Origin of the sequence: Myxococcus virescens, from assembly GCF_900101905.1 — a bacterium.
In the GTDB taxonomy this organism is placed as follows: Bacteria; Myxococcota; Myxococcia; order Myxococcales; family Myxococcaceae; genus Myxococcus; species Myxococcus virescens.
In genome coordinates, this window is sequence record NZ_FNAJ01000002.1 from 775,528 (window position 1) to 791,495 (window position 15,968).

A 15,968-nucleotide genomic window follows, 5' to 3' on the forward strand; every position below is an offset into this window, starting at 1 on the left:
GGGAGCGGCATTTCTCCGCCGCTCCCCCGAGCGGTCCACGTCCGTATTCACGTCGAGCCGCCACGGTTCTTCCACATCAGCTCACGTCCCTCCGCTCAGCGGCAGCAGGCGATGCGCCCGCAGTTCGTATAGAGACAGGTGAGCTCGTTGGGCGTGGGGGTGGCGGGGCAGGTGGCCTCGGCATCGCCGCCGGTGATGAACGCCAGCGTCGCATCCTCCAGCTCCATGACGGAGGCGGGGCTCGCCGGAAGCGCGGCGCGCTCCGCGTCGGAGAGGCTGTCGTAGTAGTCGGCGTCACGCCAGGCGCGGAGGATGTGGTTCTTGTCGCTGTGGCTCATGGTGCTGCTCCTCTTGGGTTGTTGGGGGACTGCCAACGGACCGCCAACCCTCGCGGTGCCGGAGTTCGTCGGGAACGAAGCCGCTTCACGAGACGGGAGGGGCCACGGAGAGCACGTCCGCCACCCGCTCCGGCGCGGCGAGCCGCAACAGGCCGTGGGCGATGCCCGCGAGCCCCACCATCAGCCCTGGCGTCTCGATGCTGTCGGGCAGGCCATGCAGATGGCCGTGCGACTCGATGCCCTGGAGGATGCCGCCCGCGAGCTGATAGGTGCGCCGCAGCAGCGTGTCATCCTGCAGTGCGCGCGCGGCCTCCAGCAGGAAGAGCACGTTGCCCAGGTCGCCATGACACAGGCCATGGTTGTAGCCGAGGCCTCCCGCGAGCGTGGCGCGGACCGCCGCGGCGATTTCCTCACGCACCCGGTGGTCATCGAGCAGCGGCAGCCCGGAGATGCGCGCCAACCCGATGCCGGGTGCGCCATTGCACCAGCCACACATGAAGGTGGGGCCATCACCGCCGTGCATCCCGGCGTCGGCGCGGAGGTCGGGCCAGTCGCCGGCCTCGGGCGAGAACCGGTCACGCTCATACGCCAGCGCCTCCAGCGCCGTGGTGTGGAAGCGGGACTCTCCCGTGGCGGAGGCCAGCCGCAGCAGCGCCAGCGCGATGCCCGCTCCTCCATGTGCGAGTCCGCACAGCGGCTGGCCACCGGTCGCGGGTGAAAGCCAGCCCATGCCATGGGATTGGGGCGTGGCCGTCTGGAGCAGCTTCTCCCCACAGACGCGCGCGAGTCGTGACGCTCGCTCGGACGGATGCCGCGCCGCGAGCGTCAGCAGGCCCAGCAGGGCGCCCGCGCAGCCACTGCCCAGGTCCAGGTGCTCGTCCTGCTCCACGCGGGGAGCCATGGCGCCCACGAACGACTCGGCGGTCTCGAACAGCGCGCGCTCCCCCCACAGTGCCCCCAGGTGGGTCAGGGCGTAGAGAATGCCGCCCCAGCCATTGAGGATGCCCACGCCACGGACCTGCGTTGGCGCGGCCTCCAGGCGCCAGGTCAGGTGGCGCAGTGCGCCTCGTGCCGCCTGCGTGAAGCGTGCTTCGCCCGTCAGGGCTCCGAGCTGCGCCAGCACCAGCGCGATGCCTGAGAGCCCCTGGTAGAAGTCCACTCCCACCTGGACGAGCCGCCACTCCTTCGTGTCGGACATCTCGAGCGACAGCCAGTGGGAATGGCCCGCGCCGGAGAACGACAGCGCCACCAATCGCTCTCCTACGCGTCGTGCAGCCGTCAGCAGTGCGTCTGGGTGCGCGGGCTCGGACGGCTCGCGGAACGGATAGCGGGGGCGGTCGCCAGGGCTTGCCGCCAACTGGACCCGGCCGAGCGCGCTTCGCAGCAAGCCGAGCTGCCGCTCGTGGTCATCCGGCGACAGCCCCATCAAGCGCCGCCGCGCCCGCTCCAAGCCAGAGTCGTCGAAGAAGTCGGGCAGGTGGCGGCCCGCGCCTGACCACAGGTCCTTCGAGCCGGGCAGGGCGGTGAAACGGGGGATGTCGCCGCGCTGCAATTCCTCCTGCTCCAAGGGGATGAGGGCCGTCAGGTACGGACGCTCCTTCACGGCCAGCCAGAGGTGGTCGAAGAAGCGCTGCCGGTCCAGTGCGTCCCCCATCGCATGGGGATGCATGCTCTCGTGCAGCAGGGCGTCGTAGCTGGCTGTGCCGCGAAAGAGCACTCGCACGGGCGCGTGCTCGAAAGCCGCGAGCGGCCCTCCTGGGGCGAGCAGCGCATCCCGGTGCGCGGCGAGTAGCCGGTACAGGGTAGAGAACCCCTGCGCGAGCGCGTCCGCTTGCACCGTCACGGAGACGTCCTGTCCTTCCATGCGAGGACGGTTCGCCGCGCCTGGAATCTCCATCCGCCGCCGCTCGAAGCGGAGCTGGTCCGTGCCGTGCGCTGTCGCCACCAGATAGCCCAGTGGTGTGAGCTGTCCCTCGCCAGCGCCCAGGGCGCTGAAGTCCACCTCCGTGCCGTCTTTCGCGCGCCATGCGGGTTGGGGCAACAGCCCGCTCTTGAGCACCGTACCGTTCAGCACCGCACCGGGTTGCTTCTCCACGTCCCGGATGGATGCTGCGAGCGTGTGTGGATGGAAGAGTGTCTCCAGGTCCACCAGGACGGGGTGCTCGCCCACCGCGATGAGGTTCTCGTAATGGATGTCGGTGACGTCCAACGCGTAGAGCAGCGCGACGAGCGCGCCTTGCCGCAGATGGAAGCGCCGCACCTCCTCGGCTGACTGGCAGGGCGCGGCCTCCACGTACTCCATCCACCCGTAGCCCTCCGAGGAGAGGACCTCCGCCGTGCGCAGCGGAGACGTGAGGCCGCGCGCGTTCAGCCAGGAGAGGAGTTGCTGGAAGGCGGCCTCCGCCGTGAGCGGGCGCGGCTTGTACACGAGCCGCAGTCCCGAGGCGAAGCGGAGCAGGAAGACGGTGCGTCCACCTCGGTGCGGGTCTGACAGACCACCTTGGGCCTCCACCAGTGGGCCGGGAGGAACGCCGCCGTGGAAGCGGTGCCACAGCGCGGCGGCGTCCCGGGCCAGCCGCTGCATCAGCTCCACGCCCGTGGCTTCCCACGCGGTGACGTACTCCACGGCTTGCCGCGCGAGCACCGGGTAGCGGGCAAGGATGTCGAGCGCCACGTCGCGTCGCCGGAGGTGCTGGGCGAAGTCCTGGAAGCGCGCTTCGGGCGTGTCTCCCTGGAGTCGCCCTTCGAGCTGAGCGATGCGCAGCTCCACCGCGAGCGTCCGTCCCAGCAAGGGCATCAACATCCGCGGGAGCGGCGCGAGCAACATGCGGGCGGTGTGCTCTGGCTCGAACGGCGCTCCGGGCGTGTCACGCAGGCAGGTGTCCAGGGCGGAGATGAGCCGTGCGTGTGCCGCATGGACGAGTGGTTCGACCAGGCTGAGCAGGGCCACGCCCGGTGGCATGGGCTCCGGCCAGGAGAAGGGCGGCGATATCTCCGACACGTAGGCCTGCTCGATGACACGTTGCCACGGCGGAGGCGCGCCCATGCGTGCATGCAGCGCCTCCGCTGGTTCTCCCAGGAGGGTGTGCAGTTCCGCTTCCGTCAGCCCCGAGGCACGCAGTCGCTCGGCCCAGAGTGCGTCCCGCGTGAGCGGTTCTTGTTTGCGCCAGCGTTCCAGCCTGCGCCGCGCGCGTGCCTCGTCCACCGCCTCCGGCGTGCCGCGCATCCGGAGCGATGGCAGCCGCTCTTCCAGGGCATGGCCCAGCACCCAATGAGACGTCACGCCTTCTCCAATCCAGGCAGCGGCCTGGGGTGTCCGAGTCGTCCTTCGGCGTGTCTGTGAGAGGGCTTCCAATCGCTATCGTTGCATTGCCGCCGGTTCGGATGCCAGGGGGCCTGGCCGGGTGGGGATGACAGGTTCTGCGCACCACCGGCGTGACGCCACTCGCCGTCGCACTGCGTTGCGAACTGCGGCACACTGGGCCGATGCTTCGGCTGCGCCGCATGCTCATCCTCATCCTGGCCACCTTCGGATCGCTCTACCTCGTGTTGTGTGTGGCGGTGTTCGCGCTGCAACGCTCCTTGCTCTACCCGGCTCCCAAGGGCACGCCGCCGCTGGCGGAAGGTGACGGCTTCAGCCGCCTCCCGTTGGAGGGCGGCCTGTTCGTGGACTTGTTCCACCTGCCGGCACCTCCGGGCGCGCCCACGGTGGTGCACTTCCACGGCAACGGGGAGGAGGTGCTGACGCAGATAGGCCTGGGCAACTTGATGCAAGCGCGGGGGCTGGGCTTCCTCACCGTCGAGTACCCGGGCTATGGCGCGTCACCGGGGCGTCCCACGGAGGAAGGCATCTACGCCGTGGCGGAAGCGGCGCTCGCCTGGCTGCGCGCGAAGGGTGTGAGCGCCGAGCAGACGGTGCTCAGTGGCCGCAGCCTGGGGACGGGCGTGGCGGTGGAGATGGCGCGGCGCGGGCACGGTTCGCGGGTCATGCTCGTGAGTCCGTACACGTCCATCCCGGACATCGGGGCCACGGCCTTTCCCTTCCTGCCCGTCCGCCTGTTGGCCCGGGACCGGTATGACACCGCGTCCAAGGCCGCCGCCGTGAAGCTCCCCGTGCTCATCATCCACGGAGAGGAAGACACCCTCATCCCCGTGGACATGGGGCGCCGGCTGGGCACGCTCTTCCCCCAGGCCGTCGTGGAGACAGTGGCGGGGGCGGGGCACAACGATGTCCTCGAAGACCCTGGAAAGGTCTACAGACATCGGATGGCGTCATTCGCGTTGGGAGAACCCTGAGCGGCGGAGTCGGGTGGATTTGACGCTGTCTGTCTGGCTTCAATGTCGACCCATGGCGACATGGCGCCGCACCGGGGCGGTGTCGAAGGGGACCGGGCGCACGGCCCCATGAGCGCTTGGACAGGACCGCGCTCTGGCTTGCTCGAGGCCGCCGCGACTCCTACGCTCCCTGCCGCCGGCGCAGTCCTTGTGCCGGCGTCCACCGGGAGCCCGCCGCATGTCCAACCCCACCTCGCCCGTCATCGGCATCATTGGTGGCAGTGGCCTGTACCAGATGGATGGCCTGACGGACGTCGAATGGAAGAAGGTGACGTCCCCCTTCGGTGAGCCTTCGGACGAGCTGTGCTTCGGCACGCTCGGAGGGCACCGCGTCGTCTTCCTGCCGCGTCACGGGCGAGGCCACCGGCTGGCGCCGACGGACATCAACTTCCGCGCGAACATCGACGCGCTCAAGCGCAGCGGGGTGACGGACCTGCTGTCGTTGTCCGCCGTGGGGGGCCTGCGCGAGGAATACCCACCGGGCACCTTCGTCGTCGTGGACCAGTTCATCGACCGGACCTTCGCCCGGGACAAGAGCTTCTTCGGCACGGGGCTGGTGGCGCACGTCTCCATGGCGAAGCCGGTGTGCTCGCGGCTGGGGGACGCGGTGATTTCCGCGTGCGAGGGCCTGGGCGTCGTCGCGCGCCGGGGCGGCACGTACCTGGCCATGGAGGGGCCGCAGTTCTCCTCCATCGCGGAGAGCCACCTGTACCGGAGCTGGGGCTGTGACGTCATCGGCATGACGAACATGCCGGAGGCCAAGCTCGCGAGGGAGGCGGAGCTCTGTTACGCGACGGTGGCCATGGTCACCGACTTCGACTGCTGGCATCCGGACCATGACGCCGTCACGGTGGACCAGGTCGTCTCCGTGCTGCTGGGCAATGCGGGCAAGGCGAAGGGGCTGGTGAAGAACGTGGTGCCGCTGCTCGGGTCGCATGCCGGCCCCTGTGCACAGGGCTGCCACAAGGCGCTGGACCACGCCATCATCACCGCGCCCCCGGCCTGGGACGCCGCCATGGTGGAGAAGCTGTCCGCGGTGGCGGGCCGGGTGCTGCGCCGATGAAGGTCCATGGCAAGCCGATGCGCTCCATCTGGCTGGCGCCGGACGCACAGGCCGCGGAGGCCATTGACCAGACGCGGCTGCCCCACGCGCTCGTCACCGTGCGGCTGACGACCCTGGATGAAGCCGCTCATGCCATCCGGAGCATGCAGGTGCGCGGCGCGCCCCTCATCGGTGCCACCGCGGCCTATGGCGTCTGGCTGGCTTTGCGCGCGGATGCCTCGGACGGCGCGTTGGAGCACGGGCTCGCGGTGCTGCGGGGCACGCGCCCCACCGCCGTGAATCTGCACTGGGCCTTGGATGACATGCGCCAGCTCCTGGCGCCGCTGCCTCCCGCGGAGCGGGTGGCTGCCGCGCTTCGCCGCGCGGAGGCCATCAGCGACGAGGACGTGGCCATCAACCGCGCCATCGGTGCGCACGGCCTGAAGCTCCTGGAGGACGCCTGGGCGCGCAAGGGGCGCCAGGGCCGCCTGGAGGTGCTCACGCACTGCAACGCCGGCTGGTTGGCCACGGTGGACTTCGGCACCGCGCTCTCGCCCATCTACCAGGCGCACGACGCGGGCATCCCCGTGCACGTCTGGGTGGACGAGACGCGCCCGCGCAACCAGGGCGCGCAGCTCACGGCCTGGGAGCTGGGGCAGCACGGCGTCCCGCACACCGTCATCGCGGACAACGTGGGGGGCCACCTGATGCAGCACGGGCAGGTGGACCTGTGCATCGTCGGCACGGACCGCACCACGGCCCAGGGCGACGTGGCGAACAAGATTGGCACCTACCTCAAGGCACTGGCGGCGAAGGACAACGGCGTGCCCTTCTACGTGGCGCTGCCCTCGCCCACCATCGACTGGACGCTGCGGGACGGGGTGCGTGAGATTCCGATTGAACAGCGCGACGGCACGGAGCTGAGCGACGTCACCGGACGTTTGGCGTCGGGCGAGGTGGCCACGGTGCGGATTACGCCGGAGGGGAGCCCCGCGGCGAACTACGCCTTCGACGTGACGCCCGCGAGGCTGGTGACGGCGCTCATCACCGAGCGCGGCGTGTGCCCGGCTTCGCATGACGGGCTGCTGTCGCTCTTCCCGGAGCGGCGCGGGAGGGCGGAATGAGCGGTGCGTGCGAGCACCTCGCCCTGCGCGAGTCGATGATTGCCACCGCGCGGCGGATGAATGCGTCCGCGCTCAACCAGGGTACCTCCGGCAACCTGAGCGTGCGGGTGGAGGCCGGCTTCCTGCTGACGCCCACCGGCATGGACTACGACTCGCTGGTGCCGGAGGACCTGGTCCTCATGCGCTTCGACGGCAGCCACGAGGGTCGCCGGAGTCCGTCCTCGGAGTGGCAGCTCCACCGGGACATCCTGGCCGCCAGGCCGGAGGTGGGCGCGGTGCTGCATGCGCACTCCATGTTCTGCACCACGCTGGCGTGCCTGCACCGGGACATTCCCGCCTTCCACTACATGGTGTCCGCCGCGGGCGGCACGGACGTGCGCTGCGCGCCCTATGCCACGTTCGGCACGGCGGAGCTCGCGGCCCACGTGCTGGCCGCGCTGGAGGGGCGCAAGGCCTGCCTGATGGCGAACCACGGCATGGTGGCGGTGGGCAGGGACCTGCCGGCGGCCTTCAAGCTGGCCGTCGAAGTGGAGACGCTGGCCGCCATGTACTGGCGGGCGCTCCAGGCGGGTGAACCGGTGCTGCTGGACGGCGCGGAGATGGCGCGCGTCCTGGAGAAGTTCAAGACGTACGGACAGCAGCCGACGCCCCCGTCGCGCGAAGCGTGAGGACCGTCACCTCTGTCGGCACGCCGATGCGGAAGGGCAGCCAGTGCCCCGTTCCGCCGGACACGTAGAGCTGGTGGTCGCCCTGGCGGTAGCGGCCCAGCATGTACTTGAAGGCGAACCAGAAGGCCGGGACGCCCAGGAAGGCCACCTGGCCGCCGTGGGTGTGGCCGGCCAGCGTCAGCCGTGCGCCGCGCTCGGCCGCGAGCGGGAAGAAGTCCGGATGGTGCGTCAGGCAGAGCACCACCTCTTCGGGCGCTACGTCGCGGAAGCCGGCTTCCGCGGACTGCTGCATGCGCTCCGCCTTCACGCGGTGACTGCGGCCGGACATGGGGTAGTCCACGCCCACCACGCGCACGCGCTGGCCGGCGTGCTCGAAGGCATGGGACGTGTCCACCAGCAGGCGCACGGGGCCGCCTCGCGCCTCCACGTCGGCGTAGGCCTGGCGGATGGCCTCCAGGCCGCGCCAGTGCTCATGGTTGCCCAGGATGGCGAGCATGCCGTGGCGGGCCTTGCACTCCGACAGCGCCGCCATGGTGCCGTCGAGCTGGTCCAGGTCGTCGATGAGGTCCCCCGTCATCACCTGGAGGTCCACCTTGGCGTCGTTCATCGCCCGCACGGCGTCTTGGAGGTACTGGGTGTCGATGAACGTGCCGACGTGGACGTCCGTAATCTGGCCGATGCGGAACCCATCCATCGCCGGAGGCAGGCCGGGGAGGTGGATGTCGACCTCGCGGACGGAGAACTGCGTGTAGCCGTTGGCGAGCCCCACCGAGCTCGTCCCGGCCGCCAGCAGCGGCACCGCGCGGCCGGCGTTCGTCAGCAGGTTGCGGCGCGCCATGTTCACCGGCGGGGTGGGGTTGGCCTCGGGCGCGGTGAGGGGCGGCGCCTGACGGGCGGGCCGGTCCAGCCACCTGCGCAGCAGGAGGAAGGGCGCGCCGGCGAGGACAATCATGATGATGGCGACGGACCAGCCCACGGAGAAGACGCGCAGGGCCGCATCCCCCACGGGGAGCTGCGCGTGCCGTCCGGCCACCGCGGAGTAGAGCCACGCCACCAGGGACAGGAAGGTCCCCAGCGCGAAGACACCCAGGCGCCACTTTCGGAGCAGGCCGGGCCACAGCGACCGGAGCACGGCCCAGGCGCCGACGTTGAAGACGAGGAGGAACAGCAGCCTACCCATTGACGGTGCTCCCGTGGCGTGAAGGGGAACAGTCATAGCCGGGGCGGGCGACATGCGCCGCAGGAAGTGGCTGGGGCTTGGACGGAATGTTCCGTCCCCGGGCCGCTCAGCCCCGGCTGGGACTGGCCATCCGCAGGTGGGCGTGGAGCGTCTCCGTGCGCAGGTAGAGGAACTGGGCATCGCCAAAGGCCAGGGCGTCGCCGTCGTTGAGCATCCGGTCCTGGTCCGGCCCCAGCGAGGAGGCGTTGACCCAGGTGCCATTCATGGAACCCAGGTCGCGCACCGAGCAGTCACCGGCCTGGGCGTGCCACTGCAGGGTCGCATGGTGCTTGGACACGGACGGGTCGGGTACCACCAGGGAGCAGCCTTCGATGCGTCCCACGGAGAACTCCTCTCCCTCCGCCTCCGGCCTGAGGAAGTGGACCTCCAGGGCATCGAACCCGCGCAGCATGACGAACAGCCGGTCCACGAGCCGTGTCCGGTGAGCCATGCCCACGGTGCGTGCCTCGCCGAGCCGCATGGCCACCTGTTGGAAGACGGGCTCGGGAGGTTGTTGGACCAGCACGACGCGGCCGGACGCTTCGAGGAAGGCCTCCAGGGTTGCCAGGGCGAACGGGCGCAGTTGCTTGACGGACGGCATGGTGCCCGCACCTTAGACCGCGTTGCGCGAAGTTGGCGCTGGACCGCGTCCATTCCCCATGGAGTGTCCACCGCCGGTCGGGAGCCGCGCCGTCCTTCCGCGCCATGACGCGCGCGACCTTTCTTGGGGGAAATGCGTCCGCTTTCATCGCGCCGGGGCAGTTGAACCCCTTCCGCGAAGCCCTCCAGGAGCGACGACATGATGATGCGGATGAAGCGGTATGGCGCTGGACTGTTGACGGCGTGGTTGCTGGCGGTGGCTCCCGCCTGCGGCGACTCGGATGAAGGCGCGCCACCGGACGCGGGATTGCCCGACGCGGGTGACAGTGGGATTCCGGATGCGGGAGACAGCGGCACGCCCGATGCGGGTGAGGAGCTGCCTCCGCTGCTGGTGCCCGCGGGCTGCAACCCGCTGGCCTCCGAGCATGACTGCCTCCTGCCATACCCCTCCGACTACTTCCTCGAGGAGGATGCCGCGCTGCCGTCCGGCCACCGGGTGCGGCTCTCCGAGGCGGCGAAGTTGAAGGCACCGGACGGCGCCGCGTTCGACTTCACGGACCTCCACCCGGCGGACGGCTACTCCCATGGCACGCAGGTGCTCGCGCTCTTTCCGGACGGGGTGGATGACGCGCGCCTGCCGTCGGTGACGAGCCCCACCGCCGCGACGAATGGGAACACGGTGTTCCTCGACGCGGAGCGCGGCGAGGGTGTGCTCCACTTCGCGGAGCTGGACCCCAGGGCTCCGGACGACGCGCGCCGCGCCTTGCTGCTGCGGCCCGTGGTGCGGCTGCGCAACACGGCCCGCTACATCATCGCGCTGCGCGGGCTGACGGCGAAGGACGGCACGCCCGTGCCGGTGCCTGAGGGCTTCCGGCGCATCCGGGATGGCCAGACGGCGGGAGACCCGCTGCTGGCGCCGCTGGCCGCCAGATACGAAGCGGACATCTTCCCGGCGCTGGAGGCCGCGGGTGTGCCGCGCGCGGAGCTCCAGCTCGCGTGGGACTTCACCACCGAGTCGCAAGAGGGCGTCACGCAGGACATGCTCCAGGTGCGCCGCCTGGCGATGGAGGCGCTGGAGGCCACGCCCCCCGCCGTCACGGTGACGGACGTGCGAGATGACGTGGACGCCAACGTCGCCCGGCGCATCACCGGCACCTTGCGGGTCCCGCTCTTCCTGGAGAGCGACCAGCCCGGTGCGCTGCTCGCCCGTGACGAGGAAGGCCGTGTGCGCCGCAACGGCGACGCGGAGGTGCCTTTCACGCTCCAGATTCCTCGCAGCGTCTGGGGGCAGTCCGTGGCGCCGGTGCGCTTGCTCCAGTACGGCCACGGCTTCTTCGGCCGGCAGGCGGAGGCGGATGGTTCCTTCGTCCGGCCCTTCATCCAGGCCACGCGGATGGTGGTGCTGACGGTGGACTGGTGGGGCATGTCGCAGACGGACGCGCCGGGCGTGCTCCAGGCGATGGCGGGCAACCCTGGCCAGACGTTGCGCTTCACCGACCGCGTCCACCAGGGGATGGTGAATCAGCTCGCCGTGACGTACGCGGCCCGGACGACCCTGGCGGAGCTGGCCGAGCTGCAAGACGACGGCGTGCGCGTCTTTGACCCGGAGCAGACGTACTTCTACGGCATCAGCCAGGGCCACATCCTGGGCGGCGCGTATGTCGCGCTGTCGCCGCACGTCTCACGGGCCGTGTTCAGCGTGGGCGGGGCGGACTTCTCGCTGATGATGTTCCGCGCCCGGCCCTTCGGCATGTTCCTGGATGCGATTGCCCAGACGGTGCCGGACGCGCTCGACCAGCAGAAGTTCGCGGCGCTGACGCAGACGTCCTTCGACCGCATCGACCCGCTCACCTATGCGCCGCACGTGCTCGGCGACCTGTATCCCGGAGCGCCCGCGTCGCGCCGGGTGCTGGTGCAGTACGGGCTGGGGGATGCGCAGGTTCCCAACGTGGCCACCGAGCTGCATGCCCGCGCCATGGGATTGACGCAGCAACTGCCCGCCACCTGGCGCGTGCCCATGCTGCCCGCGGAAGAGGGAACGGTGGAGGGCTCGGCGCTGGTGCAGTTCGACTTCGGGCTGCCGCCGCCGCTGCCCGGCACCGTGGCGGACCTGCCGGCCGCCGACAATGCCGTTCACGAAGGCGTGCGCCGGGACGACGACGGACGGGAGCAGGTGGACCGGTTCCTGCGGCCGGGCGGGCAGGTGGAGGTCACCTGCGACGGCATCTGCTTGGGTGGCAACTAGCGCAGGGCCAGAAGTGACCTCCGCGCGTCAGAGGCGGACGCGTGGAGGTCACTGCCTCGTCGCGGCCTACGTCGCCGCGTCCGCCTTCGGATTCTTCAGCAGGTGGTCGCCGTAGTCCTCGCGCAGCTTCGTCTTGAGGAACTTGCCGGTGGACGTCCGCGGCACCTGCGGGACGAAGACATAGTCATCCGGCAGCCACATCTTCGCGAACTGGCCCGCCAGATGCGCGGTCAGCTCCTCCTTCGTGACCTGCTGCCCCTCCTTGAGTGCCACCGCGGCCAGCGGGCGCTCATCCCACTTCGGATGTTTCCCTGCGAAGACGGCCGCCTCCAGCACCGCCGGGTGCGCCATCAGCGCGTTCTCCAGCGCCACGGAGGAGATCCACTCACCGCCCGACTTGATGACGTCCTTGCTGCGGTCGCAGATGCGCACGTAACCGTGCGAGTCGATGGTCACCACGTCGCCCGTCTTGAACCAGCCGTCCTTCGTGAAGCGGTCCGCGCCCTCGTCGCTGAAGTAGGACGACGCGACCCAGGGCCCCCGGACCTCCAGTTCACCCATCGTCTCCCCATCCCAGGGCAGCAGCGTGCCGTCGTCGCTGGTGACGCGCGTCTCCACGAACGGCAGCGCGAACCCCTGGGACGCCCGCGCCGAGGACTTCGTCTCTGGCGCCGCCTGCCGCAGCGGCCCCTTGACCTTCGCCATCGTTCCGACGGGGCTCATCTCCGTCATGCCCCACGCGTGGACCACTTCCAGCCCATGCCGCTGCTGGAAGCCCTCAATCAGCGACGGAGGCGCCGCCGAGCCACCAATCAGCATGGACCGCATGCTGCTCAGGTCCCACTTGTTCGGCGACTGGTCCAGCAGCGCCAGGATTCCAATCCAGATGGTGGGCACGCCGCCCGCCAGGGTGACCTTCTCCGCCGCCATCAAGTCCAGCAGGGAGGGCGGGTCCAGGTGCGGCCCGGGGAGCACCAGCTTCGCGCCGGTGAGGACGGCGTCGAAGGCCAGGCCCCACGCGGCGGCGTGGAACATGGGCACCACCGGCATCACCGCGTCCGCCTCGCGCATGCCCGTCACGTCCGTCATGCAACACGCCAGGGCGTGCAGCACGGTGGAGCGGTGGCTGTAGAGCACGCCCTTCGGATTGCCCGTGGTGCCCGACGTGTAGCAGAGCATCGACGCGGAGTTCTCATCGAGCTGGGGAAAGTCGAAGACCGGGGACTCGGCCGCCAGCAGTGCTTCGTAGTCGAGCGTCCCCTCCGGCGCGGGGCCCGCGTCCGGCACCACGATGACGTGGCGGATGCTGGGCACCGCGTCCTTGAACTTCTCGAACAGTGGCAGCAGCGAGCGGTCCACCACCACCACGGAGTCTTCCGCGTGCCGCGCGATGTAGCCCAGGTCATTGGGGTGCAGGCGCAGGTTGAGCGTGTGCACCACCGCGCCCATGCACGGCACGCCGTAATACACCTCCAGGTGCCGGTAGTGATTCCAGCTCAGCGTGGCCACCCGGTCCCCGGCCTTCACGCCCAACCGCGTCAGCGCGTTGGCCAACTGGCACGTGCGCGCGTAGAAGTCCGCGTACGTGTAGCGGTGCAGCGACTTGTCCGGGTTGCGGCTGACGATTTCCGAGCGCGGGTAGAACGTCCGTGCACGCTCCAACAAGTGGTTCAGCGTGAGCGGGAAATCCATCATGCGGCCTGGCAGCATCGGCACCCTTCCTTGTGACGGCGTGAGGAGGTGACGATGCTAACGGAGCGCGGACCCGTGCTTCATCCACGCTCCGCGATGCTGCGTCGCGTCAGCCGAAGAAGACCTGGGCGACTTCAAAGAACTCCTGCGGGACGCGCTTGAGCTCGCGGGTGGCGTCCCCCAGGTCCACGCTGATGATGTCGTTGCCTCGCAGCGCGGCCATCTTCCCGAACTCGCCGCGGGCCACCATGTCGCAGGCGTGGACGCCGTAGCGGGTGGCGAGCACGCGGTCATGCGCGGTGGGGGCGCCGCCGCGCTGGATGTGGCCCAGCACGGACACGCGCGTCTCGAAGCCGGTGCGCCGCTCGATTTCGTGCGCCAGGATGGTGCCCACGCCACCGAGCCGCGGCCTGCCTGCCTCGTCCAGCGCGCCGCTGGTGACGAGCTGCTCCTGCTGGTCCGCGGACAGCTTGATGCGCGTGCCCTCCGCCACCACGACGATGGAGAAGGTGCGCCCGCCCGCGTGGCGGCGCTGGATGTGCTCGGCCACCTTCGCCAGGTCGGCGGGAATCTCCGGCACCAGGATGACGTCCGCGCCGCCAGCGATGCCCGCGTAGGTGGCAATCCAGCCCACGTGACGGCCCATCACCTCGCAGACGATGACGCGCTTGTGCGACTCCGCGGTGGAGTGCAGCCGGTCAATGGCCTCGGTGGCGATGGCGACGGCCGTGTCGAAGCCGAAGGTGAAGTCCGTGGCGTTGATGTCGTTGTCGATGGTCTTCGGCACACCGACGATGCGCAGCCCTTCCTGCGACATGCGCGTGGCGGCCGACAGCGTGCCTTCACCACCAATGGCGATGACGGCGTGGATGCCGTTGCGTTCGATGGCGCGCTTGACGCGCTCCAGCCCGTTTTCGACCTTGAACGGGTTGACGCGCGAGGTGCCGAGGATGGTGCCGCCCCGGTGGAGGATTCCGGACGTGGTTTCACGCGTGAGGCGGAAGTGGTTGTCCTCCAACAACCCCTTCCAACCATCGCGGAGGCCCATCATCTCGAAGCCGTGGGCGTTGGCGCGGCGGACGACGGCGCGGATGACGGCGTTCAGGCCGGGGCAGTCGCCCCCGCCGGTGAGCACGGCGACTTTCATGGAGAAACGTTCTATCGCGCCCGGCGCCAGACGCGATGTCCAAGTTCGCCCGAGCGCTCACCCGGGGACCTTCCAACCTTCTATCCGAACACCGCTGGACGACGCTGGGCCCAGGGGCGGGCAGCCTCCAACTGGGCGGCGAGCCGGAACAGGGTGGCCTCGTCTCCAAAGCGCCCTATGAACTGAACGCCCACGGGCAGGCCGTCCGGGCTCCAGTGGAGCGGCAGGCTCATGGCGGGCAGCCCCGTGGTGTTGGCCATCGGGCAGTGGGAGGCGAAGGCGCCCGCGCGGAGCAGCGCGGCCATGGGCTCGCCCGGTGGTGAGGAGAACGAGCCCAGCGGCGGCGCGAGCTCGTTGAGGGTGGGCATCAACCAGATGTCCACGTCGTCGAAGTGACGGAGCGCGGCGCGGCTGTGACGCTGCAATTCCGCGCTGGCGCGCAGATAGGCGGACAGGCCCTGGTCCAGGCCATATTGGTAGAGGGCCCAGGTGAAGGGCTCGAAGTGCGAAGCCTCCGGACTGCGTCCCAGGCGCTCGGCCATCGCGTCGATGCTGAAGACGACGCCCGCGGTCCACATGGTGATGAAGTGCTGGCCCACCGCGTCATCACCGGGCACCTCCAGGCTGCCCTCGTCCACGTGGTGGCCCAGGTCCTCCAGCAGCCGGGCCGCGGAGTGGATGGCGGCCAGGCACTCCGGGTGGATGGCGGCGCCCATGGGGTTTCGTACGGCCACGCGGATGCGCAGGTGGCCCGGGGGCGTGTTGACCTCCTGGGTGTAGGGCCGGGCCTTGGCGGGGGCCTGGTACGGCGTCCCCGCGTCCGCGCCGCAGGTGACGTCGAGCAGCGCCGCGCTGTCTCGCACGGAGCGGGTGAGGGCGTGTTCGGTGACGAGCCAGTGGACGGCGTCCGCGATGTCGGCGCCCATGGGGTTGCGGCCCCGGGTGGGCTTGAGGCCGAAGAGGCCACAGGCGGCGGCGGGGATGCGGATGGAGCCGCCGCTGTCCGTCGCGTGGGCGAAGGGCACCATGCCGCTGGCCACCGCCGCCGCCGCGCCGCCGCTGGACCCGCCCGGAGAGCGCGAGGTGTCCCAGGGGTTGCGGCAGGGCCCGTGCAGCTCGCCCTCCGTGGTGGGGAGCAGCCCCATCTCCGGCGTGTTCGACTTGCCCAGCACCACCAGGCCGCTGCGCCGGTGGCGCTTCACCAGCTCGCTGTCCTGGTCTGGAACGTAGTCCTTCCCGAAGCGCGAGCCGTGAGTGAGCGGGTGACCCTCCTGGGCCGTGAGCAGGTCCTGGAGCAGGAAGGGGACGCCGGTGAAGGGGCCCGGAGGCAGCGTTCCCCGGGCACGCTCGCGCGCCTGGTCGAACTGCGTCTGGACGACCGCGTTGAGTGTCGGGTTGTGGCGCTCGATGCGGGCAATGGCCGCATCCACGAGCTCGAGCGGCGTGGCCTCCCGGCGCCGGACGAGCTCCGCCTGTGCCGTCGCGTCGAGACTGACAAAGGGGTCCATGTCCCCGACTCTGGCATGATTCACGCGACCTGGAAGCGCACCCGGTGCGT

At 70.1% G+C, this 15,968-nt stretch carries 12 protein-coding genes; 5 read left to right on the forward strand and 7 right to left on the reverse strand.

Annotated features, from left to right (window positions below; translation table 11 throughout):
* Window positions 1-95 precede the first annotated feature (95 nt).
* Complete coding sequence (locus BLU09_RS09885; RefSeq protein WP_174257142.1) at window positions 96-338, reverse strand: mersacidin/lichenicidin family type 2 lantibiotic; 243 nt, start codon at window positions 336-338, stop codon at window positions 96-98.
* Window positions 339-423: 85 nt separating this feature from the next.
* On the reverse strand, window positions 424-3,621 hold the full coding sequence (locus BLU09_RS09890) for a type 2 lanthipeptide synthetase LanM family protein (RefSeq protein WP_244171588.1): 3,198 nt from the start codon (window positions 3,619-3,621) through the stop codon (window positions 424-426).
* A gap of 203 nt (window positions 3,622-3,824) precedes the next feature.
* Between BLU09_RS09890 and BLU09_RS09895 the strand changes: the two genes are divergently transcribed.
* From BLU09_RS09895 to BLU09_RS09910, 4 genes are all read left to right on the forward strand, one after another.
* The gene (locus BLU09_RS09895; protein WP_090488568.1) at window positions 3,825-4,634 is read left to right on the forward strand and encodes an alpha/beta hydrolase; all 810 of its coding nucleotides are present in this window, start codon (window positions 3,825-3,827) and stop codon (window positions 4,632-4,634) included.
* Between the two features lie 217 nt (window positions 4,635-4,851).
* The gene (locus BLU09_RS09900) at window positions 4,852-5,736 is read left to right on the forward strand and encodes an S-methyl-5'-thioadenosine phosphorylase (protein WP_090488570.1); all 885 of its coding nucleotides are present in this window, start codon (window positions 4,852-4,854) and stop codon (window positions 5,734-5,736) included.
* The gene (mtnA, locus tag BLU09_RS09905) at window positions 5,733-6,839 is read left to right on the forward strand and encodes an S-methyl-5-thioribose-1-phosphate isomerase (RefSeq protein ID WP_090488573.1); all 1,107 of its coding nucleotides are present in this window, start codon (window positions 5,733-5,735) and stop codon (window positions 6,837-6,839) included. Before BLU09_RS09900 ends, mtnA begins: the two co-directional genes overlap by 4 nt.
* Entirely contained in the window at window positions 6,836-7,507 is a 672-nt protein-coding gene (locus BLU09_RS09910) for a class II aldolase/adducin family protein (protein WP_090488575.1), read from the forward strand. Before mtnA ends, BLU09_RS09910 begins: the two co-directional genes overlap by 4 nt.
* Here BLU09_RS09910 and BLU09_RS09915 read toward each other — a convergent pair.
* Window positions 7,461-8,687, reverse strand: coding sequence for a metallophosphoesterase (locus tag BLU09_RS09915; protein ID WP_186817742.1), 1,227 nt, complete (start codon window positions 8,685-8,687; stop codon window positions 7,461-7,463). The two genes, BLU09_RS09910 and BLU09_RS09915, sit on opposite strands and share 47 nt — an antisense overlap.
* 106 nt (window positions 8,688-8,793) lie before the next feature.
* The gene (locus BLU09_RS09920) at window positions 8,794-9,327 is read right to left on the reverse strand and encodes an FHA domain-containing protein (RefSeq protein WP_090488579.1); all 534 of its coding nucleotides are present in this window, start codon (window positions 9,325-9,327) and stop codon (window positions 8,794-8,796) included.
* A gap of 198 nt (window positions 9,328-9,525) precedes the next feature.
* Between BLU09_RS09920 and BLU09_RS09925 the strand changes: the two genes are divergently transcribed.
* A complete protein-coding gene (locus BLU09_RS09925) occupies window positions 9,526-11,571 on the forward strand; it encodes a hypothetical protein (protein WP_090488580.1) in 2,046 nt (681 codons plus the stop codon).
* Window positions 11,572-11,637: 66 nt separating this feature from the next.
* Here the strand turns inward: BLU09_RS09925 and BLU09_RS09930 are convergent, their stop codons facing one another.
* From BLU09_RS09930 to BLU09_RS09940, 3 genes are all read right to left on the reverse strand, one after another.
* Complete coding sequence (locus BLU09_RS09930) at window positions 11,638-13,281, reverse strand: long-chain fatty acid--CoA ligase (RefSeq protein ID WP_090488582.1); 1,644 nt, start codon at window positions 13,279-13,281, stop codon at window positions 11,638-11,640.
* A gap of 91 nt (window positions 13,282-13,372) precedes the next feature.
* Window positions 13,373-14,410 carry a 6-phosphofructokinase gene (locus BLU09_RS09935; protein WP_090488583.1) on the reverse strand — a complete coding sequence of 346 codons (1,038 nt, stop codon included), beginning with the start codon at window positions 14,408-14,410 and terminating at the stop codon, window positions 13,373-13,375.
* An 80-nt stretch (window positions 14,411-14,490) separates the two neighbouring features.
* Window positions 14,491-15,918 (reverse strand): amidase, encoded by a 1,428-nt coding sequence (locus tag BLU09_RS09940; protein WP_090488585.1) that lies wholly within the window; start codon window positions 15,916-15,918, stop codon window positions 14,491-14,493.
* Window positions 15,919-15,968 lie beyond the last annotated feature (50 nt).

Coding starts and splice junctions, on each gene's coding strand:
- BLU09_RS09885 (WP_174257142.1), bottom strand. CDS start 338: ATGAGCCACAGCGACAAGAACCACATCCTCCGCGCCTGGCGTGACGCC.
- BLU09_RS09895 (WP_090488568.1), top strand. CDS start 3,825: ATGCTTCGGCTGCGCCGCATGCTCATCCTCATCCTGGCCACCTTCGGA.
- BLU09_RS09900 (WP_090488570.1), top strand. CDS start 4,852: ATGTCCAACCCCACCTCGCCCGTCATCGGCATCATTGGTGGCAGTGGC.
- mtnA (WP_090488573.1), top strand. CDS start 5,733: ATGAAGGTCCATGGCAAGCCGATGCGCTCCATCTGGCTGGCGCCGGAC.
- BLU09_RS09910 (WP_090488575.1), top strand. CDS start 6,836: ATGAGCGGTGCGTGCGAGCACCTCGCCCTGCGCGAGTCGATGATTGCC.
- BLU09_RS09915 (WP_186817742.1), bottom strand. CDS start 8,687: ATGGGTAGGCTGCTGTTCCTCCTCGTCTTCAACGTCGGCGCCTGGGCC.
- BLU09_RS09920 (WP_090488579.1), bottom strand. CDS start 9,327: ATGCCGTCCGTCAAGCAACTGCGCCCGTTCGCCCTGGCAACCCTGGAG.
- BLU09_RS09925 (WP_090488580.1), top strand. CDS start 9,526: ATGATGATGCGGATGAAGCGGTATGGCGCTGGACTGTTGACGGCGTGG.
- BLU09_RS09930 (WP_090488582.1), bottom strand. CDS start 13,281: ATGCTGCCAGGCCGCATGATGGATTTCCCGCTCACGCTGAACCACTTG.
- BLU09_RS09935 (WP_090488583.1), bottom strand. CDS start 14,410: ATGAAAGTCGCCGTGCTCACCGGCGGGGGCGACTGCCCCGGCCTGAAC.
- BLU09_RS09940 (WP_090488585.1), bottom strand. CDS start 15,918: ATGGACCCCTTTGTCAGTCTCGACGCGACGGCACAGGCGGAGCTCGTC.